At 53.9% G+C, this 20,498-nt stretch carries 23 protein-coding genes; 2 read left to right on the top strand and 21 right to left on the bottom strand.

Features of this window, described 5'->3' with window-relative positions; all coding sequences use genetic code 11:
- Window positions 1-147: 147 nt before the first annotated feature.
- The 8 genes from I2E77_RS10900 to rpsU all read right to left on the bottom strand — a co-directional run bounded on the left by I2E77_RS10900 (window position 148) and on the right by rpsU (window position 5,180).
- Window positions 148-777, bottom strand: a complete 630-nt coding sequence (locus tag I2E77_RS10900) for an ABC transporter ATP-binding protein (protein WP_195451216.1) — start codon at window positions 775-777, stop codon at window positions 148-150.
- A 9-nt stretch (window positions 778-786) separates the two neighbouring features.
- Window positions 787-1,584 (bottom strand): ABC transporter permease, encoded by a 798-nt coding sequence (locus I2E77_RS10895; RefSeq protein WP_330608930.1) that lies wholly within the window; start codon window positions 1,582-1,584, stop codon window positions 787-789.
- Window positions 1,559-2,620 carry an ABC transporter substrate-binding protein gene (locus I2E77_RS10890; RefSeq protein ID WP_087229248.1) on the bottom strand — a complete coding sequence of 354 codons (1,062 nt, stop codon included), beginning with the start codon at window positions 2,618-2,620 and terminating at the stop codon, window positions 1,559-1,561. Before I2E77_RS10890 ends, I2E77_RS10895 begins: the two co-directional genes overlap by 26 nt.
- 138 nt (window positions 2,621-2,758) lie before the next feature.
- A complete protein-coding gene (locus I2E77_RS10885; RefSeq protein WP_087229251.1) occupies window positions 2,759-3,181 on the bottom strand; it encodes a CD1247 N-terminal domain-containing protein in 423 nt (140 codons plus the stop codon).
- A gap of 129 nt (window positions 3,182-3,310) precedes the next feature.
- Window positions 3,311-3,868, bottom strand: a complete 558-nt coding sequence (efp, locus tag I2E77_RS10880; protein ID WP_087229254.1) for an elongation factor P — start codon at window positions 3,866-3,868, stop codon at window positions 3,311-3,313.
- 88 nt (window positions 3,869-3,956) lie between these two features.
- Window positions 3,957-4,388, bottom strand: coding sequence for a type II 3-dehydroquinate dehydratase (gene aroQ / locus I2E77_RS10875; protein WP_087229258.1), 432 nt, complete (start codon window positions 4,386-4,388; stop codon window positions 3,957-3,959).
- A complete protein-coding gene (locus tag I2E77_RS10870) occupies window positions 4,385-4,900 on the bottom strand; it encodes a YqeG family HAD IIIA-type phosphatase (RefSeq protein ID WP_191362493.1) in 516 nt (171 codons plus the stop codon). Before I2E77_RS10870 ends, aroQ begins: the two co-directional genes overlap by 4 nt.
- Before the next feature lie 103 nt (window positions 4,901-5,003).
- Entirely contained in the window at window positions 5,004-5,180 is a 177-nt protein-coding gene (rpsU, locus tag I2E77_RS10865) for a 30S ribosomal protein S21 (RefSeq protein ID WP_054324066.1), read from the bottom strand.
- A gap of 332 nt (window positions 5,181-5,512) precedes the next feature.
- Between rpsU and I2E77_RS10860 the strand changes: the two genes are divergently transcribed.
- Both I2E77_RS10860 and I2E77_RS10855 read left to right on the top strand, forming a co-directional pair.
- The gene (locus I2E77_RS10860; protein WP_172749491.1) at window positions 5,513-5,851 is read left to right on the top strand and encodes a helix-turn-helix domain-containing protein; all 339 of its coding nucleotides are present in this window, start codon (window positions 5,513-5,515) and stop codon (window positions 5,849-5,851) included.
- Window positions 5,848-6,570 carry an ImmA/IrrE family metallo-endopeptidase gene (locus I2E77_RS10855; RefSeq protein WP_087229266.1) on the top strand — a complete coding sequence of 241 codons (723 nt, stop codon included), beginning with the start codon at window positions 5,848-5,850 and terminating at the stop codon, window positions 6,568-6,570. Before I2E77_RS10860 ends, I2E77_RS10855 begins: the two co-directional genes overlap by 4 nt.
- 226 nt (window positions 6,571-6,796) lie before the next feature.
- On the opposite strand, the gene I2E77_RS10850 is transcribed toward I2E77_RS10855, so the two are convergent.
- From I2E77_RS10850 to I2E77_RS10785, 13 genes are all read right to left on the bottom strand, one after another.
- Window positions 6,797-8,290 (bottom strand): tetratricopeptide repeat protein, encoded by a 1,494-nt coding sequence (locus I2E77_RS10850; protein ID WP_195451215.1) that lies wholly within the window; start codon window positions 8,288-8,290, stop codon window positions 6,797-6,799.
- 64 nt (window positions 8,291-8,354) lie between these two features.
- Window positions 8,355-10,337 (bottom strand): hypothetical protein, encoded by a 1,983-nt coding sequence (locus I2E77_RS10845; protein ID WP_191362496.1) that lies wholly within the window; start codon window positions 10,335-10,337, stop codon window positions 8,355-8,357.
- An 815-nt stretch (window positions 10,338-11,152) separates the two neighbouring features.
- Window positions 11,153-11,479: a phosphoribosyl-ATP diphosphatase gene (gene hisE / locus I2E77_RS10835; protein WP_087229275.1), complete on the bottom strand. Its 327-nt coding sequence runs from the start codon at window positions 11,477-11,479 to the stop codon at window positions 11,153-11,155.
- Window positions 11,480-11,508: 29 nt separating this feature from the next.
- Complete coding sequence (gene hisI, locus I2E77_RS10830) at window positions 11,509-11,862, bottom strand: phosphoribosyl-AMP cyclohydrolase (protein WP_087229278.1); 354 nt, start codon at window positions 11,860-11,862, stop codon at window positions 11,509-11,511.
- Window positions 11,862-12,590: a 1-(5-phosphoribosyl)-5-[(5-phosphoribosylamino)methylideneamino]imidazole-4-carboxamide isomerase gene (gene hisA, locus I2E77_RS10825; RefSeq protein WP_087229281.1), complete on the bottom strand. Its 729-nt coding sequence runs from the start codon at window positions 12,588-12,590 to the stop codon at window positions 11,862-11,864. Before hisA ends, hisI begins: the two co-directional genes overlap by 1 nt.
- A 66-nt stretch (window positions 12,591-12,656) precedes the next feature.
- Window positions 12,657-13,232, bottom strand: a complete 576-nt coding sequence (gene hisB, locus I2E77_RS10820) for an imidazoleglycerol-phosphate dehydratase HisB (protein ID WP_191395754.1) — start codon at window positions 13,230-13,232, stop codon at window positions 12,657-12,659.
- Between the two features lie 43 nt (window positions 13,233-13,275).
- A complete protein-coding gene (locus tag I2E77_RS10815) occupies window positions 13,276-14,343 on the bottom strand; it encodes a pyridoxal phosphate-dependent aminotransferase (RefSeq protein WP_191441720.1) in 1,068 nt (355 codons plus the stop codon).
- Window positions 14,344-14,371: 28 nt separating this feature from the next.
- Window positions 14,372-15,673 (bottom strand): histidinol dehydrogenase, encoded by a 1,302-nt coding sequence (hisD, locus tag I2E77_RS10810; protein ID WP_087229290.1) that lies wholly within the window; start codon window positions 15,671-15,673, stop codon window positions 14,372-14,374.
- A gap of 14 nt (window positions 15,674-15,687) precedes the next feature.
- Window positions 15,688-16,320 (bottom strand): ATP phosphoribosyltransferase, encoded by a 633-nt coding sequence (gene hisG, locus I2E77_RS10805; protein WP_191362498.1) that lies wholly within the window; start codon window positions 16,318-16,320, stop codon window positions 15,688-15,690.
- A gap of 10 nt (window positions 16,321-16,330) precedes the next feature.
- Complete coding sequence (gene hisZ, locus I2E77_RS10800; RefSeq protein WP_191362499.1) at window positions 16,331-17,524, bottom strand: ATP phosphoribosyltransferase regulatory subunit; 1,194 nt, start codon at window positions 17,522-17,524, stop codon at window positions 16,331-16,333.
- Window positions 17,525-17,686: 162 nt separating this feature from the next.
- Window positions 17,687-18,373: a YjjG family noncanonical pyrimidine nucleotidase gene (locus tag I2E77_RS10795; RefSeq protein ID WP_191362500.1), complete on the bottom strand. Its 687-nt coding sequence runs from the start codon at window positions 18,371-18,373 to the stop codon at window positions 17,687-17,689.
- 35 nt (window positions 18,374-18,408) lie between these two features.
- Window positions 18,409-19,977 carry a TIR domain-containing protein gene (locus tag I2E77_RS10790; protein WP_195451214.1) on the bottom strand — a complete coding sequence of 523 codons (1,569 nt, stop codon included), beginning with the start codon at window positions 19,975-19,977 and terminating at the stop codon, window positions 18,409-18,411.
- A 27-nt stretch (window positions 19,978-20,004) separates the two neighbouring features.
- Window positions 20,005-20,490, bottom strand: a complete 486-nt coding sequence (locus I2E77_RS10785; protein WP_195451213.1) for a gamma carbonic anhydrase family protein — start codon at window positions 20,488-20,490, stop codon at window positions 20,005-20,007.
- Window positions 20,491-20,498: the final 8 nt, after the last annotated feature.

The following is a 20,498-nucleotide window of genomic DNA, read 5'->3' as shown; positions in this document are numbered from 1 at the left end:
GTTGTAGCGCCGTATCTTTATTAAATCCGTACTTTGCCAGATGACAGCTGCCGGCCCATCTTCTCAAAAGGGTCTGTTTTCGATTATAGCATAGTTTTCCGATAAAAGGAACATTTTCTTCCAAATCTCAACAAAATGGAACCGGCCTCATGCTCCGTCCCGCCGGTCGGACGGATTTTCCCTGCGCACAACCCGCAAGGGCGGCCCCTCTAAATAGAGGATCTGATCCGCCAGGAATTGCGCCTCCTCCCGGTCGTGCGTCACCAAAAGCTTGAGCGCCTCCCGGCTGTGCTCCTGCACCAACGCCTCCATGCGCAGGCGCGTCTTTGGGTCTAGCGCGCGGAAGGGCTCGTCCAAGAGGATCACATCGCCGCCGAACGCCAGCGCACGGGCAAGCGCAACGCGCTGCCGCATGCCGCCGCTCAACTCCGACGGGCGCTTGCCGCCGTCCTCCCCCAGGCCGACTGCCTCCAACCATTTTTGGGCCTGTTTTTCATCCGGATGCCGCAGGACCACTTCCACATTCTCGCGTGCATTGATCCAGGGCAATAGGCGGTCCTCCTGGAACATATACGCGACTCTGCGTCCCTCCATCCCCAAAATCGCGCCGGAATCCAGCTTTTCCAGCCCGGCAATGCAATTGAAAAGCGTGGTCTTGCCACAACCTGAAGGCCCAAACAGGCAGACGGTCCCCTTTTCCGGGAGTTCCAGGCAAAGCTGTTCCAGGACCGGGCGCCCCTCATAGGACTTACAGGCATCTTGAATGGTCAATTTCATGCATTTTCCTCACGAAAGGTTGTATTTTTTCCCAACGGTTTTCATCAGGCGCATCATCAGCTTTTCCAGGAGGACGCTGATGACGATCACCACGGCCGTCCACGCAAAGAGGTCGGCCGTCTCGATGTAAATCTTTGCATTGTAGATATTGCCGCCGATGGAGCGCTTTGTATTGGCAAGAACCTCTGCGGCAACGCCCGCTTTCCAGGCCAGCCCCATGCCGGTTGTGCAGGCGGCGGTGAAATACGGCATAATGGACGGCAGGTAGATGCGGCGGATGGTTTTTGCAATCCCAAATTGATAGACCTCCGCCATTTGCAGCAGGTTGCGGTCTGTTTTGGCGATCCCATTGGATACGTTTCCCCAGACGACGGGCAACACCATCAAAAATGCGGTAAAGACCGGCACATAGGGGGATTCAATCCAAACCAATGCCAACAGAATGAAGGATGCCACCGGCGTCGCCTTTACGATGCTGATCATCGGGTGGAATACGTCGTACAAGAGGCGCGACACCGACGTCAGCGCGGCCAAAAGGGTGCCGGCCGTCACTCCCAGCAGGAAGCCGGAAACGATGCGCAGCATGGATGAGAATGCCGTGATCCAGAACTCTGCTTCCCCAGCGAGCTCCAAGAGTCGTCCGAATGCGCGAACAGGAGATACAATCAGTATCTCCTGTTGAACGGCCAAATATAAAACCTGCCAGAGCGCCAGCCAAAACAGGGCTGCTAAGCACTTCCGCCCCCATTCCGCCGCCCGGCTCCTCTTTGGGGAATTGCTCTTATTTGGTATAGTAAAAATCTTCACCCGGCAATTCTCCTCCGACCGACTTCGGGTTGGCTGTATACAGGATATTCAAGAAGTCCGGCATTTTCTGCTTCATCTCGTCCCCATCCATATAGACGATATTGCAGTTCGGGATGGCCTTCGCTGCCACAGCAGCGGGCATGATGTCGTATTTCTCCGAGAGCTCGGCCGCCTCTTCCACATGGCTATTGGTGAAATCAACAGACGCTTTATACTCTTCCAGGAAGGCGTCAAAAGCCTCCTTGTTCTGCTCCACAAAATCCTTACGGACCGCCAGGCATCCCATGGTCAAAACGCTCTTATCGCCAGCAACCTTGTCCCACTCGTCGGTGAGGTTGAGCGCGACCTTGACATTCGGGTCCTTGGTGGTCACTTGCGTCACGAACGGCTCGGGCAAGACGGCAATCTTGGCATCGCCCGAAAGGATGCTGGCCGCCAGCTCGCTGTGATCCGCCTTATATTCGACCGTGACGTCCGTACCAGGCTCCATCCCGTTTTCCGAGAGGATGTAATTCACCGCATATTCCGGCGTTGCGCCCTGCCCGGACGAATAAACCGTTTTCCCCCGGAGGTCTTCGATGCTGTTGACCTCCTCGCCGTTTGTCACCACATAGAGCACGCCCAGGGTATTGAGCGCCGCCAGCTGCACGTTTCCGGAGGTCTTGTTGTACAGGATCGCCGCCGTATTGGTCGGCAATGCTGCGACATCCGCCTCCCCGCTGGAGATCATGGAGACCGCGGCGTCCGGGGAAGAAGCGATGGTGACATTATACGTATTGGCGGTGCTGCCGTCCTCGCTGTCCTGCATCAGCTTGACCATGCCGAGTCCAGTCGGGCCCTTCTGGGCGGCGATGTTGATCGTAATCTTTTCAGCCGGCGTACTGGAAGGCTCTTCAGAGGCCTCCGAAGACGAAGCCGGTGTACTCTCCGGCGCTTGGCTGGCAGTTTCCTCCGTCTGGGACCCGCAACCGGTCAAAGTTGTACCCAGCATACAAAGCGTCAACGCCATAGCGGCAATCCGTTTGATCCATTTCATGAAAAATTCCTCCTTTTGTCCCACAAAAGCATCTGCAATCCTGCGCATTTGTGGAAAACTTTTCAAGAATTGCAATCTATTTGAAAAAGCACCGTACCTGCTTAAACAGATACGGTGCCGTTTTCCAACATGTAAGCTTTATTCGTTGCAGCTCTCGCAGCCACAATCGCATCCGTCATCGTCACACTCGTCGATGTCGAACTCCAGCGTCTCGCCACAATTCGGGCAATCCATCTGACCGTCCTCGATGATATCCTCGGAGAGGCAGATCGTTTCATGGCAATTCGGGCACGTTACCTCATAATAACAGGTGTCCTCATCGTCCTCGTCATCCTCATCGTCTCCATAAAAATCATCTTCCAGCGAGCCCAAGTCTTCGTCAACCGCGTCGAGCTGGTCTGCCATATCGCTATAGCCATCCTCCAGATCCGCCAGGGACATCGCCAGATCGTCCAGTAAATCAATGATCGCGTTGAGAACTTTGACCTCTTTCTTGCTGTCGTCGAGCTCCAGGCCCTCTGCCAAACCGCGGATATACGCAACTTTCTCAGTGTTCGTCATGACTTGTGCCTCCTTTAATTTCAATCAAATCAATTCTTCCCACCGCTTTCGCGGCCAAAAGCAAAAAAGTGCATACAAGGAAGCATCGAAACCGACACTTCCTTGAAAAGAGTCCCAATGTATTGTGCGTTACGCGCGCTCCATATATTCACCCGTGCGGGTGTCGATGCGGATTTTCTCGCCCTCATTGATAAAGAGCGGGACTTTGATCTCCGCGCCAGTCTCCAGCGTTGCCGGCTTTGTCGCGTTGGTTGCGGTGTCGCCCTTGAAGCCCGGGTCAGTCTTGACAACTTCCAGCTCGACAAAGTTCGGCGGCTCTACGCCAAACACGTTGCCCTTATAGGAGAGAACCTTGCAGTCCATATTCTCCTTGACAAACTTGAAGTTATCGCCCAAAACGCTCTTGTTGATCGGAATCTGCTCAAAGGTCTCGGAATCCATGAAATAGTACAGGTCTCCGTCGCTATACAGATACTGCATGTCCTTGCGCTCTACAAAAGCGGTTGGATATTTATCGTTCGGGTTGAAGGTCTTTTCCGTGACGGCGCCTGTGATGACGTTGCGAATCTTGGTGCGGACGAAAGCAGCGCCTTTGCCGGGTTTCACGTGCTGAAACTCGATGATGGAAACTACGTTGCCATCCATCTCAAACGTCACGCCATTTCGAAAATCTCCTGCAGATATCATGACCATATCCTCCAATAACTAATTTACTATCTTTAAGTGTATAATATTTCCTGCTATTTTTCAAGACATATTTTTCGTCTTTCCCCGATTACATCAGGTTCTTAAGCGCATCCAGCGCCAAAAAATAGCTAAACTTCCCGAAGCCGCAGATCTGCCCCGCGCACACATCCGCGATCACCGATTTATGACGGAACTCCTCGCGTGCGTGGATATTGGACATATGCGTTTCCACAAACGGAATCCGTACACAGGCAATTGCGTCGTGCAGGGCATAACTGTAATGGGTCAGAGCGCCCGCGTTCAGCACCACGCCGTCATAGTTTCCCCGGCATGCGTGGATTTTATCAATGATGTCCCCCTCATGGTTGGACTGGAAGATCTCGCACGAATATCCCAATTTTTGGGCGTGCTCCAAGATCTGTAGATTGATGCTTTCCGCTGTCTCATCCCCATAGACGCCCTTCTCCCGAACGCCTACCATATTGAGGTTTGGACCCAAAATCACCAGAACCCGTTTCATACGTCTCCCCCCTTTTTCTCCGACTGCCGTGCAATCCGCCGGCGAACCGGCCGCTCCAGCGTCCGGCGAACGCGAATGGAAAACCCTTTTTCCTCCCCGCGCGGTGTGAGCAATATGGATTTCATCCGGGAAAGGTTCGCTCCCACCACATCGGTAAAAACCTGGTCGCCGATCACAACCGCCTTTTCCCTGCGCGCCCCAAGTTTATGGATCGCCCGGAAATAGGCGATGGGGAGCGGCTTGATGGAAAAGGACAGAAACGGCAAATCATACTTTTCAGCGAACGGCGCCACACGCTTTGCAAAATTATTGGATAGAATCATCACACGAAAACCTCTGCTGCGCAGTTCATGCGTCCATTCGACCGTCCCTGGGAAAGGTTCCTGGGAGCCGTGATAAGCCAGAGTATTGTCCACATCCAAAAGGACGGTATCCACCCCCATCGAGGCCAGCAGCTCCGGCGTGATATCCAAAAGCGTTTCTACTGCAACTGTGGGCAAAAGCAAAGCCATCGGGCACCTCCGCTTGGGAAAGAAGCATCGGGCAGACACTTCCTTGGACGTTAAAAAAGCGGGCTTACAGCCCGCTTTTTGTGAAATTCATTCCAGTAAACGCTTATCTGTACTTACGCTTACGGGCCGCTTCGGACTTCTTCTTCCGCCTGACAGAAGGCTTTTCATAAGCTTCTCTCTTGCGAACTTCAGCAATGACACCCGCTCTTGCACACTGCTTCTTGAATCTTCTGAGCGCGCTTTCCAGGGACTCATTGTCCTTAATTCTGATTTCAGCCATTTATTTTCCCTCCCATCCGCCGAAAGGCAGGGGTTAATAGTAACTCAATTACATAAAAGTTATTATACATACACTTTTCGGCTCTGTCAAGTCTTTCCGAACAAACTCTCAAAAAACTCCACTCTGAACACGAATAGGTAGCCTTGCCTTTTACCAACGGTTCTTATTATTACATAAATTGGCAAAGAAAGCAAGACAAAACCGATAAAATTTAGAATAATCATTGCAAATCCGTAAAAGCTGTGCCATAATTAAGAAAACAAACGTACGTATTTGGGGCGCCATTTCACACAGAATGTGCAAGGGCGTTTTCTCAAAGGAGGGGTATGGGTATGGAATGGAAGGATCGTATAAAGAGCCGAAGGCTAGATTTAGGACTCACGCTGGAAAAGGTTGCGCAGGCGGTTGGTGTCAGCGCTGCAACCATCTCCCGCTGGGAGCGCGGGGAGATCTCCAGCCTGAATGCGGACAAGGTGGCTTGCTTGGCGAACGTCCTCCAGGTAACACCGGATTATTTGATGGGTTGGGAGATTCCTCCCCAGGAAGGGCAGCTCAACAACGTTTATTTCAATTTTGCCCGCGAAGCGCAGGAAAACAACATCGATCCGGACGACATCCGCATTGCCATCGATATGATCCGGAAACTAAAAAGGAAACATTCAAAAAAATGAACCGGCATTGTACAAAAGCGGAACTTTACCAATCTATCCGCATTTTACGCCATCAATGCAATATTTCTGAGAAAAACGGGCCTTTGGACCTCATCTCCTTGTGCGAAAATCTTCCAAACCTCGCCCTTGGGTTTCCTCCCTTCAAAACACCCGGGCTAAAGGGGATTTCCTGCCTCTCCACAGATGGCGGGCCGGATATTATCCTGCTCAACGGGAACCTTTCCTGGCGCGAAAACAATTTCACCTGCGGCCATGAGCTGATCCATGTCACGCTCCACCGCGACGGTCCGGCAAAGTCCTTTAACTGTTTTGAGCGCGCCCGTCCAAACCAAGATCGCTTCCTGGAATGGCAGGCGAACGAAGGGGCTGCCGAGCTTCTGCTCCCCGCGCGCTTCCTTTTGCCCCGCATCAAAGAGCGATTCTCGCAATTGCAAACCTGGCAAGACTTTGTGCATTTCAAAGGGGAATTGGCGGAAACCTTTCGCATTACAGAAGCCGTTGTGACCTTCCGTTTCGAAAGCTTGAAATATGAAATTTCTCAATATCTCTCCGGAATCCCATTAGAAGAAATCCGCCTGCTCTCTTCTTCTAAGCAGCAGGAGGCCGGTATTCACATAAAATCCCTAAACGATTTGGAGGCGGAGTGCCTCTCCCAGGAGACGGCACGTCAGCGCCGCATTTATCAGCGAACCCTGAACCTGGGTGCCATTGATTTATAAAACAAATTTTTCCTACACTTAGATCGCTAAATACATGGTTGCAGCATCTTCCTATAATAAAGCAACAACAAGGCGCTCTTCATCTTGTTAATGCCGATAAGGAAGTATCAAAAACTGACTAACTTAACGACTGACAAACAGAGATGCTAATAAGAATCCCCGGCCGGAGGACCCTCCCTCCGGCCGGGGACTTTATGCCGCCGCGATGACGCGGTGTTTCCAAGGATTACCCGTTTTTCATCTTCAGCGTCGTGAGCTCGCTGTCGGCTTCCCGCCGCTCATCCTCGCCGGCGTCCTGGCACAGGGAGAGGGCCTTCAGGCTGCGCATCAGCAGTTCAGGATCGTCCAGTGCTCTCGCGGCCTTGACACGCAGGCGCATCAGGTCGGCGCTGCTGTGCTGGTCCAGCTGGCTCAGCAGCATGTAGGCGCTCCAGGCGTCCTCCATGTCCAAGAGTTCCTGGCAGTGCTCCAGCACCCGCTGGGAGAGCCGCTCACGTATGTCCGTGAAACGCTGCTCGCCAAGGATCTCTGTGCAGGTGTTGCAGTAGCGGAAGTACCGGCCTATCTCCCTCTCCCAGCCGGGCTTCCCGCCGGACTGCTCCAGGTCCTTCATGTAACGGTCCAGCATATCAGCGCAGGCCAGTGGGGAGCCATGCTCCGCGGCCTGGCGTATGGCGTTGACATCGTTTGCCTCCAGAGCCTTTTTGTACATATCGTCCTGCTCCAGAGCCCGTTCCCGGGCCTTCATGTTCTCGTAGGCCTCTATGTCCTTCTCCACCTGCCAGAAACCCAAGTCCCGCAACTCCTGGAGTATGGCGATGGCCTCCTCCGGGCGATCCGCCATCATGTTCCGTGCCTCTTGGCGGCGGGCCTTCACCCAGTCGCTGCGCTTTATGAGACAGTATCCCACGCCTCCATCCAAGGCGGGCTTATATTCCTCCCGGGCCAGCTGTTGGACCTTGTCGTAGGCGCTGCATGGGTTGCAGGGGATGCCTGCCAGGCCGTCGCACTCCAGCATGGCCAGCACATAGCGGCAGTTCTTGTTCTTCCCCTTGCTTTGGGATAGTCCCAGCTCTGCGTAGTGGCGGGCCTTCTCGTAGTCCTGCGGGCAGGGATCCTCACCCTTGTAGTAGTCAAAGGCCAGGTTACCGCTGGGCGTGTGATTCCCCAGCTCCGAACCCATCTTCAAAAGCTCCAGGGCTTTGGCATTGTCCTTCTCCACACCCAGGCCGTCCTTGTACATCAGCCCCAGGTTATTGAAAGCGAGTACCTCCTTATTCTCCACGGCCTTCTCATACCAGTAGATGGCCTTGGCGTAGTCCTGTTCCACGCCCTGGCCGTTTTTGTAATAGAGGCCGGTGCAGAACTGGCAGAAGGAGTCGCCCTCCTCGGCCCCTTTGAGATAGCGGGGGAATGCCTTATCGTAAAGCCCCTGCAAGGCGTAGGCGTAGCCAATGCGCCGGCATTCGAGCAGCGCACCCATGGACTCGGCCTGCTCCATGAGTTGGGTTGCCTCCCGGACCTTCTCCTTGTCAGTGGAGCAGTGGTCAAGATAGTAGGAGGCCAGATGGCACATAGCGTGCCTTTCCCCCAGCTCTATGGCCTTTTGGGTATACTCCAGCTCCAGCCTTGTGTTGCGGCCTTTCTCATCCAAAGCCATTTTGTAGTACTTCCAGCCTTCGTCCTCTTTTGTGGGTTTCTTTCTTCTGAAAAGTCCCATAGTTTACCTCCATAATACAGCCGGTGTCGAGACGGCTTTAATCTAATCATTATGAGTGCGCCCCTTAGTCATCCTTGAAGCCGTGGGAGGAGTCAAACGCATCCTCCAATTTCCTTCGCTGGCTGTCCTCAAGCTCACTGCGTATTAAGCGTTCCCGAGTGTACTGCTCTGTGGAGACCTCCCCTAAGATGTGCGCCTCCTCGCGGGTGACGCCGGAGCCGCCGGTGCCGTAGGAGTGGGCACGCTCGGCCCAGTCCAGCTTGCTTCTGTACTCGTCCATACCTTGGGCCACAGCCTCTCTGCGGGCCTCCACCATGGCCATGCGCTGGTAGGCCTGGCGCTGGGCCTCGTTTGCCCGGGCGGCCTGCTCTATGGACTCGAAATGGAGCCGCAGCGCCTCCACGGCGCCGGTGAGGCCCATCTCCTCGGCCTTCCGTGCCACGGCCAGGCTGTCCTCCGAGGCTATGCCGAACACATCGTTGTAGCAGGGGGCCAAGTAACAGCCCAAGCCGCCGCCCCGGCGGAAGAGTTCCTTCTGGCAGCGGTTCCGGGCGGTGCCCCAGAACCGGCGTTGGAGCTTTTCGGAATCGTATAAGAAATGCAGCCACACCAAGTGGAAGGCGGCCTCCGTGTCACCCATGTCTGACAGTAACCCGGTGTACTCCATCTGCAGGTCCATTATCGTCTCGCACTCCCAGTCCACGGCCTTGTATATCCCGGTGGTATCGCCCCGATACTTCTGCCGCAGGTCGATGAGCATCTCGGAGATGTGGCGTATTCCCTCGACATCTCCCTGCCGGGCCAGTTGGAACACGCAGGCCATATCGTCGCTCTTCCATATGGGGTGCCGCCAACTGCCGGCCATGGGCCAGCCGAACTTGGCGGGGTCGTATTTGATGCTGTCCCAACCATTTGTGGCGCCGGGCCAGAAGGATCCCATGGAGTGCAGCCTGTACATGGCCTCTCCGTGGCCCAACTCCGCAGCCTGGCGGTATAGCCGCACTATCTCCGGGAACCTGCGGGCCTGGTGTTCCAGGGAGCGGCCCCGGCGGAAAAGAGTCTCCGCCTCCCGGCCGTAATCCGGTCGGGACCAGGGTTCCAGAGGTGCCCGGCAGGCCATGCCCTCAAAGTGGCTGAACTTCTCCTCATCGGAGCCCTCCAGCGTGATCCCCCTGTTCTCCCGGGAAAAGCTGTACATCTCCTCCCGCACCAGTATCCAGTCGCAAAAGCAGCTTATCTCCTCCAAGACCTCGTCCATGGTGGGGCCCTCGTCCCGGAGGGCGCATGCCTCCAGCTCCGATATCCGTGAGAGCAATTGGTCCCGGCGGCGGCGCATCTGGTCCCACTCCTCTGTTAGAGCTACCTTGGTAGCCTGCACCACGCTCTCGTCCAGGCGCCGTGCCTCATCCAGTTTTCCAAGGCTCTCCGGCAGCGGAGGCAAGGGCCGGGAACCCGCCAGGGTGACGTTTACGAACTCATCCCAGAATTTAAGCTGGTGTGGCGTGTCGCCGTTCTGCGCCCGTTGTTTTTCCCGGGCCAAGAAGACGGCAGCGGCTGGGCCGTACCCCGAGAAGGCCGCCTCGATAAATGCCTTTTCAAACTCGCCGCCCCTTGTGCCCAGGGAGTACCTGTTCGTGCCGTAGACCCGCCAGCCTATGTCCGCCGCGACGAAACTGCCATTTCCCGCGGCCTTCAGCAGGAAGTCCTGCATCTCCTGGCGGCTGTCGCCCACCTTGCCTATACCCAAGCGCTCCATCTCATCCACCCAAGCGGAAATGTCCCTCCGGAACTCCTCTGGTTCCTGCTGGGCGATGAGACGCCGCACAAGGCCGAGATCCGCCTTGGGGCCCGTATCCGTGAGCAGGAAGCAGATATAATTTTCTATGTCCGCATTCCTGACGGCTGTATTGTCGCTTTTCCGAGCTGCCTCAATGGCCTTCGCATAAAAGTCCCGGCGGTCCTTGGGTTTACCGGCCACCCGGCCGTTCTGGAAAAACTGCGACCCGGCGTAAAGCTGGTCGGTGATTTTCTTCTTGAAAAGTCCCATTCCCTCCGCGCTCCTCCCATAGCTTGATGGCCCTATTCTATCATAGCCCCACTGAAATTTCCACATAAGTCAGAAAATAATGAGAGACAATTTTACACCCCAGTGACGCCACCGTGATGGGAGGAGGCGTTATCAAAAGATATGTCCCGCATGGGACAGGACTACCTGAAAGTCGGTTACTATACTGAAAGCTTCTTTGCGGAACGTGATATATCGTCGGCAATCCCATAGCGTTCAAAGATGAATTCATCCCCGACATTATAGCAAAGGACATGCACCCGCATGGGGATCTGCACAGTATTGTGCTTGTAATTCAGGGTACAACTTTTTATCAATGACGGTCAATTTGACTTTATGTTGCATTTGATAACCTCCTTTAACTTTTAATCGGTTTCATCTGATCCCACGTGAAAAATTGGGGCAAGGCTCTGGCTAAGACAAACGGAGTGTTTTTGCTATCCACGAATCACAACCACTAGTAAACTAGTGGTTTGCTCAGACCCCAGAGGGGTCAGTACTTGCTGACCCCTGGAAAGGGTACTGAAAAATATCATCGCATCGTTTGCCCTGCTACTGGTAAACCAGTTCTCTTTGGTACTTCATAGCATTCTGCGAGAGGGACACTTTTCGCGAAAATCCCCGCCTTCCTTTCAGAACCTCCGTACCATTCTTTTTCCTTTGAAGAACGAACGATTTTTTTACTTTTTCTTTTGCCAAGGTTTTTTTACCTACCCCCGGTAGAACCGGGGGTTTTGTCATGCTGAAAGCGATAAAAAGGCTGGGTTCCGCAAAATTTTGCGGAACCCAGCCTTCTTTCAGCTGTTTTTATCAACCGAATGGAATTTCTTCAAATTTCCCGTCTTGTTGCTGCGCTTGTCCAATTCGGCCTCTACTTCTTCCAAGGTGATGCCGGACTGCACCATCAAGACCATCAAATGGTACAGCAGGTCGGAAATTTCCATCACCGTCTCGTGATTTTCGCCGTTTTTGGCCGCGATAATCACCTCGCTGCACTCTTCTCCGCATTTCTTGAGGATTTTATCCAACCCCTGCTCAAACAGGTAGCAGGTATAAGACCCCTCCGTATGGCTGTCCCTACGGCTTAAAACGGTCTCATACAAATTCTTGAGGGTGTCATTCATAAACCATTCATCCCTTTTATCGTTTCAATTTACTCGTCCCGCCGCCAAATCTCATTGAAAAAGCAGCTGTGCGCACCGGTGTGGCAGGCCGGCCCCGTCTGCTCCACCTGGACCAAGAGCGTATCGCTGTCGCAGTCCCCATGGATGCTGATAATTTTCTGTAGATGGCCGGACGTGGCCCCCTTATTCCAGAGCTCCTGCCGGGAACGGCTGTAAAACCAGGTATAACCCGTTTCCAACGTCTTTTTCATAGATTCGCGGTTCATATAGGCAAGCATCAGGACTTCGTTTGTGCCGACCTCCTGCACAATGGCAGGCAGCAAATCGCCCTTCTGAAAAAAGCTCTCAATGAACGCATCGTCCGTGCGGTATTTCCCTTCCATCACGCCTCCTTGACCCCTTTGCAGAGGTCGACTGCCTGGCGCAGGCTGAGATCGCGCGTATACAACGCACGGCCACAGATCGCCCCGTGCAGCTTCAGCGCCGTAAGCACCACAATGTCCGTCAAGCTGCTGACGCCGCCGCTGGCGATCACCTTACAGGACACCGAACGGTTGAGCTTGTCCAGCATGGTGAAATTCGGGCCGTCCATCATGCCGTCGCGGGATATATCCGTAAAGACAATGTATTTCACCCCAGCGTCTTCCATGTGTTTGGCTAAATCAATATAATTCACGGTAGAGGTCTGCGTCCAGCCTTCCGCCGCAACATTTCCGTCGATGGCATCGATGCCGACAGCGATCTTATCCCCGTATTTGGCAACCGCTTCCTTGACAAGCGCAGGATTATTCAGCGCGGCAGAGCCGAGGATGATGCGGGAAATGCCATGGTCCATATAATAATCAATCGTTTCCATGTTGCGGATTCCGCCGCCCAACTCGACTTTCAAATTGCACTGCTTCAATACGTCAAAGATCATATCCGTATTCACCGGGACTGCTTCTTTTGCGCCGTCCAGATCCACCATATGGAGCCATGTTGCGCCCATCGCTTCAAAGGCCTTGGCTGTGTCCGCTGCACTTTCCGCAACGGTATAAGCGGAATCGTACTTTCCCTGTACAAGGCGCACACATTTTCCATCTTTGATGTCAATTGCAGGCAGAATAACCATCTTCTTGCCTACCTCCTATTCCGTATTCCATAAAATTCCGTTGCAAAAAGGAACTACAGGTGGAACTTACAGGGAACCTTTTGTGGAAAGGACACCGCCGCCGGTTTGGGCCGTTGCCAGCCGCAACGCGTGGGCGACCGCTTTAAAAATCGCCTCCACCTCGTGGTGCGCATTTGCCCCGTATTCCAAGCGGACATGCAGCGTAATCCCGGCATTCATTGCGAATGCACGCAGGAATTCTTCCGTCAGGCACAGATCATATTCGCCTGTGCGCTCCTGGGAAAATTCCGCCCGAAACGCCAAAAATGGCCTTCCACTTACATCCACCGCAGCAAACGCAAGCGCTTCATCCATCGGGATGTAAAAGCTGCCAAAGCGTGCAATGCCGGACTTATCGCCGAGGGCCTTGGCAAACGCCTTCCCGAGAACAATCCCCGTGTCCTCCACGGTGTGGTGCCCGTCCACATAGAGGTCTCCCACCGCCTTGACCTGCAAACCAAAGCCGCCGTGTACGGCAAAGGCCGTCAGCATATGGTCAAAAAAGCCGATTCCTGTCGAGATCTCTACGGCGCCGCCGTCCAGCGAAAGCGCTATGGCAATGTCGGTTTCCTTTGTCTTCCGGGTCTCCTGTGCGGTTCTCATGGCTGTACCTCACTTTTTGAATCCAATTTATTTTACACCATTTTTACGGATTTGTGGAGGATGAAAGTAGAGATTCTAAATTTTTTAACAATTGTGCATTTTCTTCCGCGCTACCCGCTGTAATTCTGAGCGTATCGCCCATAAATCGCACAGCGATTCCCCTCTCCAGGAGCCCTTCAAACACTTCTTTGGCCCTTGGCATGCGCACCAGCACAAAATTGGTACAGCTGTCATAGACATACAACTGATCCGGATATTTGCTCTCCAGCTCTTTCAAAGAAGCCTGGAGCGCCTTCCTGGAAAGGATGATTTCGTCCAACGCTTGATGAAGAACTTCCTGCTCGTTCATCACGAGCGCACCAATCTTTTGCGATACTGAATTTACATTATACGGGGATTTCACCGCGCGCAGCGTCTGCGTCAGTTTCGGATTTGCCACGGCAAAGCCGAGACGGACCGCCGCCATGCCAAACGCCTTCGAGCAGGTGCGCAAAATAATCAGGTTGTCATACTGCGCCACCTCGCCCAGGAGGGATTGATCCCAGAAATCCATATATGCCTCATCCAGGACCACCAACGCAGAAACGGAGGTAATCAGCTTGCGTACCTCTTCGCGGCATAGTCCAAGGGACGTCGGGTTGCAGGGGTTGGAAAACAGGACCACCTTCGCCCCACTCTCGTTTACCGCGGCGATCAATGCATCCACATCGATCGTGAGATCCTCTTTTTTCTGATAGACCACGCTCTCCGCCTCAGCCAAAAAGCCATAAAAGCGGTACATGGAAAAGTCGGGTTCCACGGTCAAAATCTTATCGCCGCGCATCAGGAACGACGATGCGATGATAAACAGCCATTCATCCGAGCCGTTGCCCGCAGTTACAAGCGCGGGGTCAATGCCGTAGTAAGCGCCAAAGCTTTCGCAGAGCTCCGTGGCATTCGGGTCGGGATACCGGTTGAACGCAATGTCCGCCATGGCGTACTGCGCCTTTTCCAAAAGCTCAATGGGCAATTCCAAAAAGGACTCGTTGGCGTCCAAACGGATGGAGTAATCTCCGGAAATCGGATCGTATGGTTTCAAATCCTTTAATTTATCGTTCAGCGTATAGGGCATGGTCGTTCCTCCGTTCTATAATGGACGTTCAATTGGCGGCCTCTTGCTTATCGCGTACGCGGATCGAATTGGCGTGCGCGGTCAAGCCCTCCGTCTCTGCGAGCTTAATGATATCCTCCTTTGCCTGCATCAAGGCGTCCTGCGTATAATAGATGAAGCTGGACTTCTTGACGAAGCTGTCCACCGAAAGCGGGGAGAAAAAGCGCGCCGTCCCGCTGGTGGGAAGCACATGGTTCGGCCCTGCAAAGTAGTCACCCAGAGGTTCCGGCGACCAGTTTCCGAGAAACACCGATCCCGCGTTGTCGATCTTCCCGATAAACTCCATCGGGTTCGCGGCACAGACCTCCAGATGTTCCGGGGCCAATGCATTGGCAAACTCAACCGCTTCCTCCATATCGTTGCACAGCATCACTGCGCCAAAATTGTCCAGGGATTGGTTGATGATGTCCTTTCGGGACAGGCCTTCGATCTGGCGGTAAACAGCGGCGATGGTTTCCTCTGCGATGCGCGCCGAAGTGGTGAGCAAAATCGAAGAGGCCAGCGGATCGTGTTCCGCCTGGGACATGAGGTCCGCTGCCAAAAATTCCGGATTTGCCGTATCGTCTGCGAGAATCAGGATCTCGCTGGGGCCGGCAATCATATCGATGTCCACCGTGCCATAGAGCTGGCGCTTTGCCGTAGCGACAAAGATATTTCCCGGCCCAACGATCTTATCCACCTTGGGAATGCTCTCCGTTCCAAAGGCCAACGCTGCCACAGCCTGCGCCCCGCCCACCAGGAACACGCGGTCCACACCGGCCACCAGCGCGGCCGCCAGAATATCCGGGTTGGGCTTGCCGTCCTTTCCGGGCGGCGTCACCATGACAAGCTCCTTGACCCCGGCGATTTTGGCGGGGATCGCGTTCATCAAGACCGAGGAAGGATAGGCAGCCGTGCCGCCGGGCACATACAGCCCCACACGGGCAAGCCCGCGCACACGCTGGCCCATAATGACCCCGTTGGCCTCGGTCTGCAACCAGCTCTGCTGCTTCTGCCGGGCATGGAAATCTCGGATGTTTGCAGCTGCTCTCTCCAAAGCCGCAACAAAGGCGGGGTCGCATGCTTTAATCAGCTCCTGCATATCCGCCTTTTCAATCACCAATTGTTCCGGAACGCTTCCGTCGAACCGCTCCGTATACATGCGCACAGCGGCATCCCCGTCGCGTCGCACTGTCTCTACAATTTCAGCGACAGCGTCGTCCACCTTCTTGCCGGAATTCGCGCTGCGCTCTTTTAGTTGCTGGATAAAGGCGCGGCCAAAATCGCCGCCCTGTTTCACATATTGAATCAACGCTCCCGCCTCCTTTATGCCTGTTTCTTTGCCTGTTCCATCTGCGCAACCAGCTCTTCGATCTCCGCCTTGCGCAGTTTCAGGCTTGCAGTATTCACGATCAAACGTGCGGAGATGTCACAGATGGTCTCCACGACCTCCAAGCCATTTTCTTTCAGGGTTGTACCCGTTTCCACAATATCGACAATGGCATCGGACAACCCCAGCAGGGGGGCCAGCTCCACCGATCCTTCGATCTTGATAAAGCGGATGTCCATCGCCTTGCTTTCAAAATAATTGCGCGCCACATTGGGATACTTGGTAGCAATGGTCCGGCTGGCATACCCGCCAAAGAAATCGCTCCCTTTCGGCGCGGCCAGCGCAAATTTACAGCGGCCAAACCCCAGGTCCAGCACTTCATAGAAGCTGGTCCCATTTTCCATGATGGTATCCTTCCCCACCACGCCCAAATCGCACACGCCGTGCTCCACATAGGTGATGACGTCCGCCGCCTTTGCAAGCACCACTTCCAAGCGGTCTCCCACGGGCAAAATCAGCTTCCGGCCCTTGTTATGGACCGCTTCACAATCGTAGCCGATGCGCTCCAGCAGGGCCACGGTATCCTTTTCCAACCGGCCCTTTGTCAGGGCCATTCTCAATGGTTTCATAACGACTCCCCTATAGATTGATGGTTTCCACGCAATCGCTCACACAGTCGACCCGGTGAATCCCCCGCACCTTTGCATAATGCAGGGCCTCCTCGCGCGTCTCAAATACGGAACTCTCACATTTGCAGCCTTGTCCCGCCAGGCGGGATGCATATTGCAACGCCTTGATCTCATACCCTTCGTCGCTATGCACCAAGACTTCCACCGGCGTTGCCGCCGGGATTTTTCCCTGCTTGAGCAGCAGTTCTGCCAACCCATCCACATTGACGCCAAAACCAACCGCGGGCATCGGCGTGTCAAACTGGGCCAAAAGCTTGTCATAACGGCCGCCGAGCAAAACGGCGTCACCCACATTTTCTACATATGCGCTGAAAATCACGCCTGTGTAATAATCATTGCGCTGGACCAGCCCCAAGTCTACAATCATCCGGTCTCCAAGGCCCAATTCCACCAGCGCCTGGTACAATTCGTGCAGATAAGCCAACGTCTTGCTGGACGTCTCATCACTGCACAGCGGTGCCGCCTGCGCAAAGACCTCTTCCCCGCCGAATAAGCGCGGCAACCGGCGCATCGCGTCCACCGGACGGCTGTTTTCCAGCTGATCCAGAATGGTGTTCAGCGCCGCGTAATTCTTGGACTCGATGGTGCTGCGGATATCCTCCCGCAGGTCGTCGCCAATGGGAAGCTGCGCGGCCAACGCGCGGAAGAATCCAGCGTGGCCCAATTCCAGGCGGAAGTTCGGGACGCAGCGGCTCAGCGCTTCCACTGCGGTAACGATGACTTCCAAATCTGCCCGGCGTCCGGGCGCTCCCAAAAGCTCAATTCCGGTCTGGGTCGCCTCATTGTTGCGGCCGGTGAGCCCTGGATTGCTGCGGTAAATCTTTTGATTGTAATATAAGCGCACCGGCTTCGGCAAGGTTTGCAGCCGGGTCGCAGTCAGGCGCGCGATCGGGATAGTCGAGTCGGGCCGCATTACCATCAAGCGGCCGTGGCGGTCGCTCATCTTGTACATGGTTTCCTGGCTGATTCCGGAAAAATCCGGATCGAACACATCGTAAAATTCCAGTCCCGGCGTCACAACTTCGTTGAATCCTCTGGAAGAAAAGACGTCCGACAGCGTCTGTTCTACATAGCGCCGCGCCAGGCATTCTTCAAATAGAAGATCCTTGGTGCCTTCCGGTGTAATCTTGTTGTATTTCTTCATAACAACCTACCGTTTCTCCTCAAAATGCATGCGGGATTCCCCGCTCCGCTTTAGCGTGCTAATATAATAGCATAGTGAACTATATGTGTCAACCTATTTTAACGGATTTTCTCGAAATCCAGCTATCCATCCGGAAAAAGCGGGCCTGCTCTTGGCAAGCCCTCATGCAATCAAATCCTTCAACTCTTCCAAGCGACGGATCGTATAATTCACCCGCACGTCGCCGGGCATTTGTCCTCCATCTGGACAATACCAGCAGGTATCGATTCCCGCGTTGTTGCCACCCCGGATATCGGAACTCAACGAATCCCCCACGATCAACGTCTTTTCCGCCTGGAAGCCGGGGATGCGTGCAAACACATAATCAAAATATGCCTTCATCGGCTTTTGATACCCAGCGTCCTCCGAGACAAAAATCCCTTTCATATAACGGTCCAAACCGGAATCATGGAGGCGGCTATACTGGGTGCGGGAAACGCCGTTGGTGACAATATACAGGTCGCAGAACCGTGCGCAATATGCGCAGACCTCCTCGGCCCCCGGAAGCAAAAACGCCCCCCGGCCCAGCTCTTCCTGGTATTCATCTTCAAACGCGCGCCCGTCGCCATCGATGCCAAGCGCGCGGAACAATTCCACAAAGCGGCTGTAAATCACTTCCTCGCGGGAGATCTCGCCACGCTCGAACCGGCCCCAAAGCGCACTGTTGATCGCATGATAGGTCTCTTTGACGGAATCATTCAGCAAATATCCATGGCGCTGGAAGGTCGTTTCCAAAGCGGCACGTTCCGAGGCTTTAAAGTCCAAGAGCGTGCCGTCCACGTCCAGCAACAGCGTCGTATACGTTCCCAAATCTCATTCTCCTGTCTTTTCAAATGGAATCGTTTTTAAACCATTCCCAGCTTTGCTTTCGCAATGTCATCCCCCTGTTCGGCCGCCTTCCGGTAATAGCGGAGCGCCTTTGCACGGTCCGCCTGACATCCCAGCCCCCAGAAATATAGATCGCCCAGCTTTCGATACGCCTTGAAACAATTCTGCTCGCAGGCCTGTTCATACCAATGCCGCGCTTTCTCATATCCCGCCGCAGTATGTAAGCTGGCATAAAGATTCGCCACATCCACTTGGGACAATGCATGTCCATGTGCTGCCGCTTTCTCATACCACTCGATTGCAGCATCAACATTTTGTTCCACACCCAACCCATATTGATACTGGTAGGCGGTATTGTATTGCGAATCCACCTGCCCGGTTTCCGCCGCAGACTGGAACCATCGCAAGGCCTCCTTGAAGTCTCTCCCTACAAAACCATAACCCAAATAGTACATTTGTCCCAATTCATATTGTGCTTCCACTTGGTTATGTTCCGGCTCCGATGCTCTCCGAAACAAATCCGCAGCTTTCTGATAATTCGGTTTCTGCTTTCCATATCCGTCTTTATAGAGCTTGCCCAGATGGTAGCAAGCGTAAGAATCATTTAAATCTGCGGCCTTTTCCCACCACTTTACAGCGTCATCGAGTAACAATGTTTCACAAGTTGCTGCCAATGGACTATATGCACCCACATATCCATACTCTGCAGCCTGCTCATACCAATATTTGGCCTTCTCTAAATCGCGCTCACAGCCCAAACCAGCTCTGTATAGCCAAGCTAGCCCTTCCATCGCCGGTACATATCGATTATCCGCCGCTTTTTTCTCCCATTGAAAAGCCTTATCAAAATCCGGCTCTCCCATCACCCCTCGATAATATAAGCTTGATAGGCGGTATTGCGCCGCAGGATCATCATTATCTGCTGCTTCGCGTAGATATTCGATTCCTTTTCTCGTATCCTGCGGGACCAAGATCCCTTCGGAATAAATACATCCCAGCAAAAACTTGGCTTGTACATCCTTTTTAGCCGCTTGATCTTCCAAACCTTTGATATAATCCTTTAGTTCTTCAGCATGATCAATAATTCCCGGTTGCTCTTCGGAAGCGCTCCCATGAGCCGGCCCGCCTGCTAAAAATTGATGCAATCCCTTACGGAAAAGGAGCTCATTGCTTTCCGCGATTTCACTCTTTACAAAAGAGTCATATAAAACGGAAAGATCCTCTTCGGATTGCAGATCCAGACATTGTATCCCTTTTAGCGGCGTTCTTTCCAAATCCTTATAGGTGACCGGCGAAACCGTCAACGGATAGATCTCCTGGTTCAGCGCCCAAGCCGCTCCCAATTCCGCCAAGCAGAATGGGCTTTCCAAATACGCCTGTGTAATGAGCATCACAACCACTTTACAACCGGCAATTTCCTGCTTGATCCTCGGAATGAATTCCTTTCCCGGCGGCAACGTTCCTTTCAGGGAAGTACAAAAGATTTCCCTTCTCTGGATGTCCATGGATGAGACAAAAAAATCAACGACACGTTCTACCAATTCCTTATCCGCACTTGCATGGCTGAAAAAGATTCGGTTCCCCATCTGCTCTTCCTCCCCCTTCTTTCTCCCTCAATCCAATGTTTTCATACTATGAATGTACTCCTCCGCTGCGCGGCGGTTGCTCTCAATCTCTTCCTCTGTGAGCGGGCGGCGCACCCTGGCCGGTACGCCCAACAGCATAGAACCATCCGGCACTTGCATCCCCTGCGTCACCAGGGCGGACGCGCCAATGATGCAATTTTTCCCGATCTGCGCCCCATTGAGCACCACCGCGCCCATTCCGATGAGCGAATTGTCCCCAATGGTGCAGCCGTGCAAAATGGCGCCGTGGCCCACGGTGACCCCGTCCCCAATCTGGATGGGATGCCCTTCGTCCACGTGCAGCACACAGCAATCCTGAATATTGGAGCGGGCGCCGATGACAATCGGGGCATTGTCCGCACGTACCACCGCATTATACCATACGGAGCTTTCCTCGCCGAGTGTCACCTCGCCCACTAAAACCGCGCCGCGTGCCACGCGGGCGGTTGAAGCAATCTGTTGTTTCTGTTCCATCGTTGTCC

The sequence above is a fragment of the Anaeromassilibacillus sp. 1001302B_160321_C8 genome, from assembly GCF_015554745.1.
GTDB classification, from domain to species: domain Bacteria; phylum Bacillota; class Clostridia; order Oscillospirales; family Acutalibacteraceae; genus Anaeromassilibacillus; species Anaeromassilibacillus stercoravium.
This window is presented reverse-complemented; position numbering and strand designations above follow the sequence as displayed.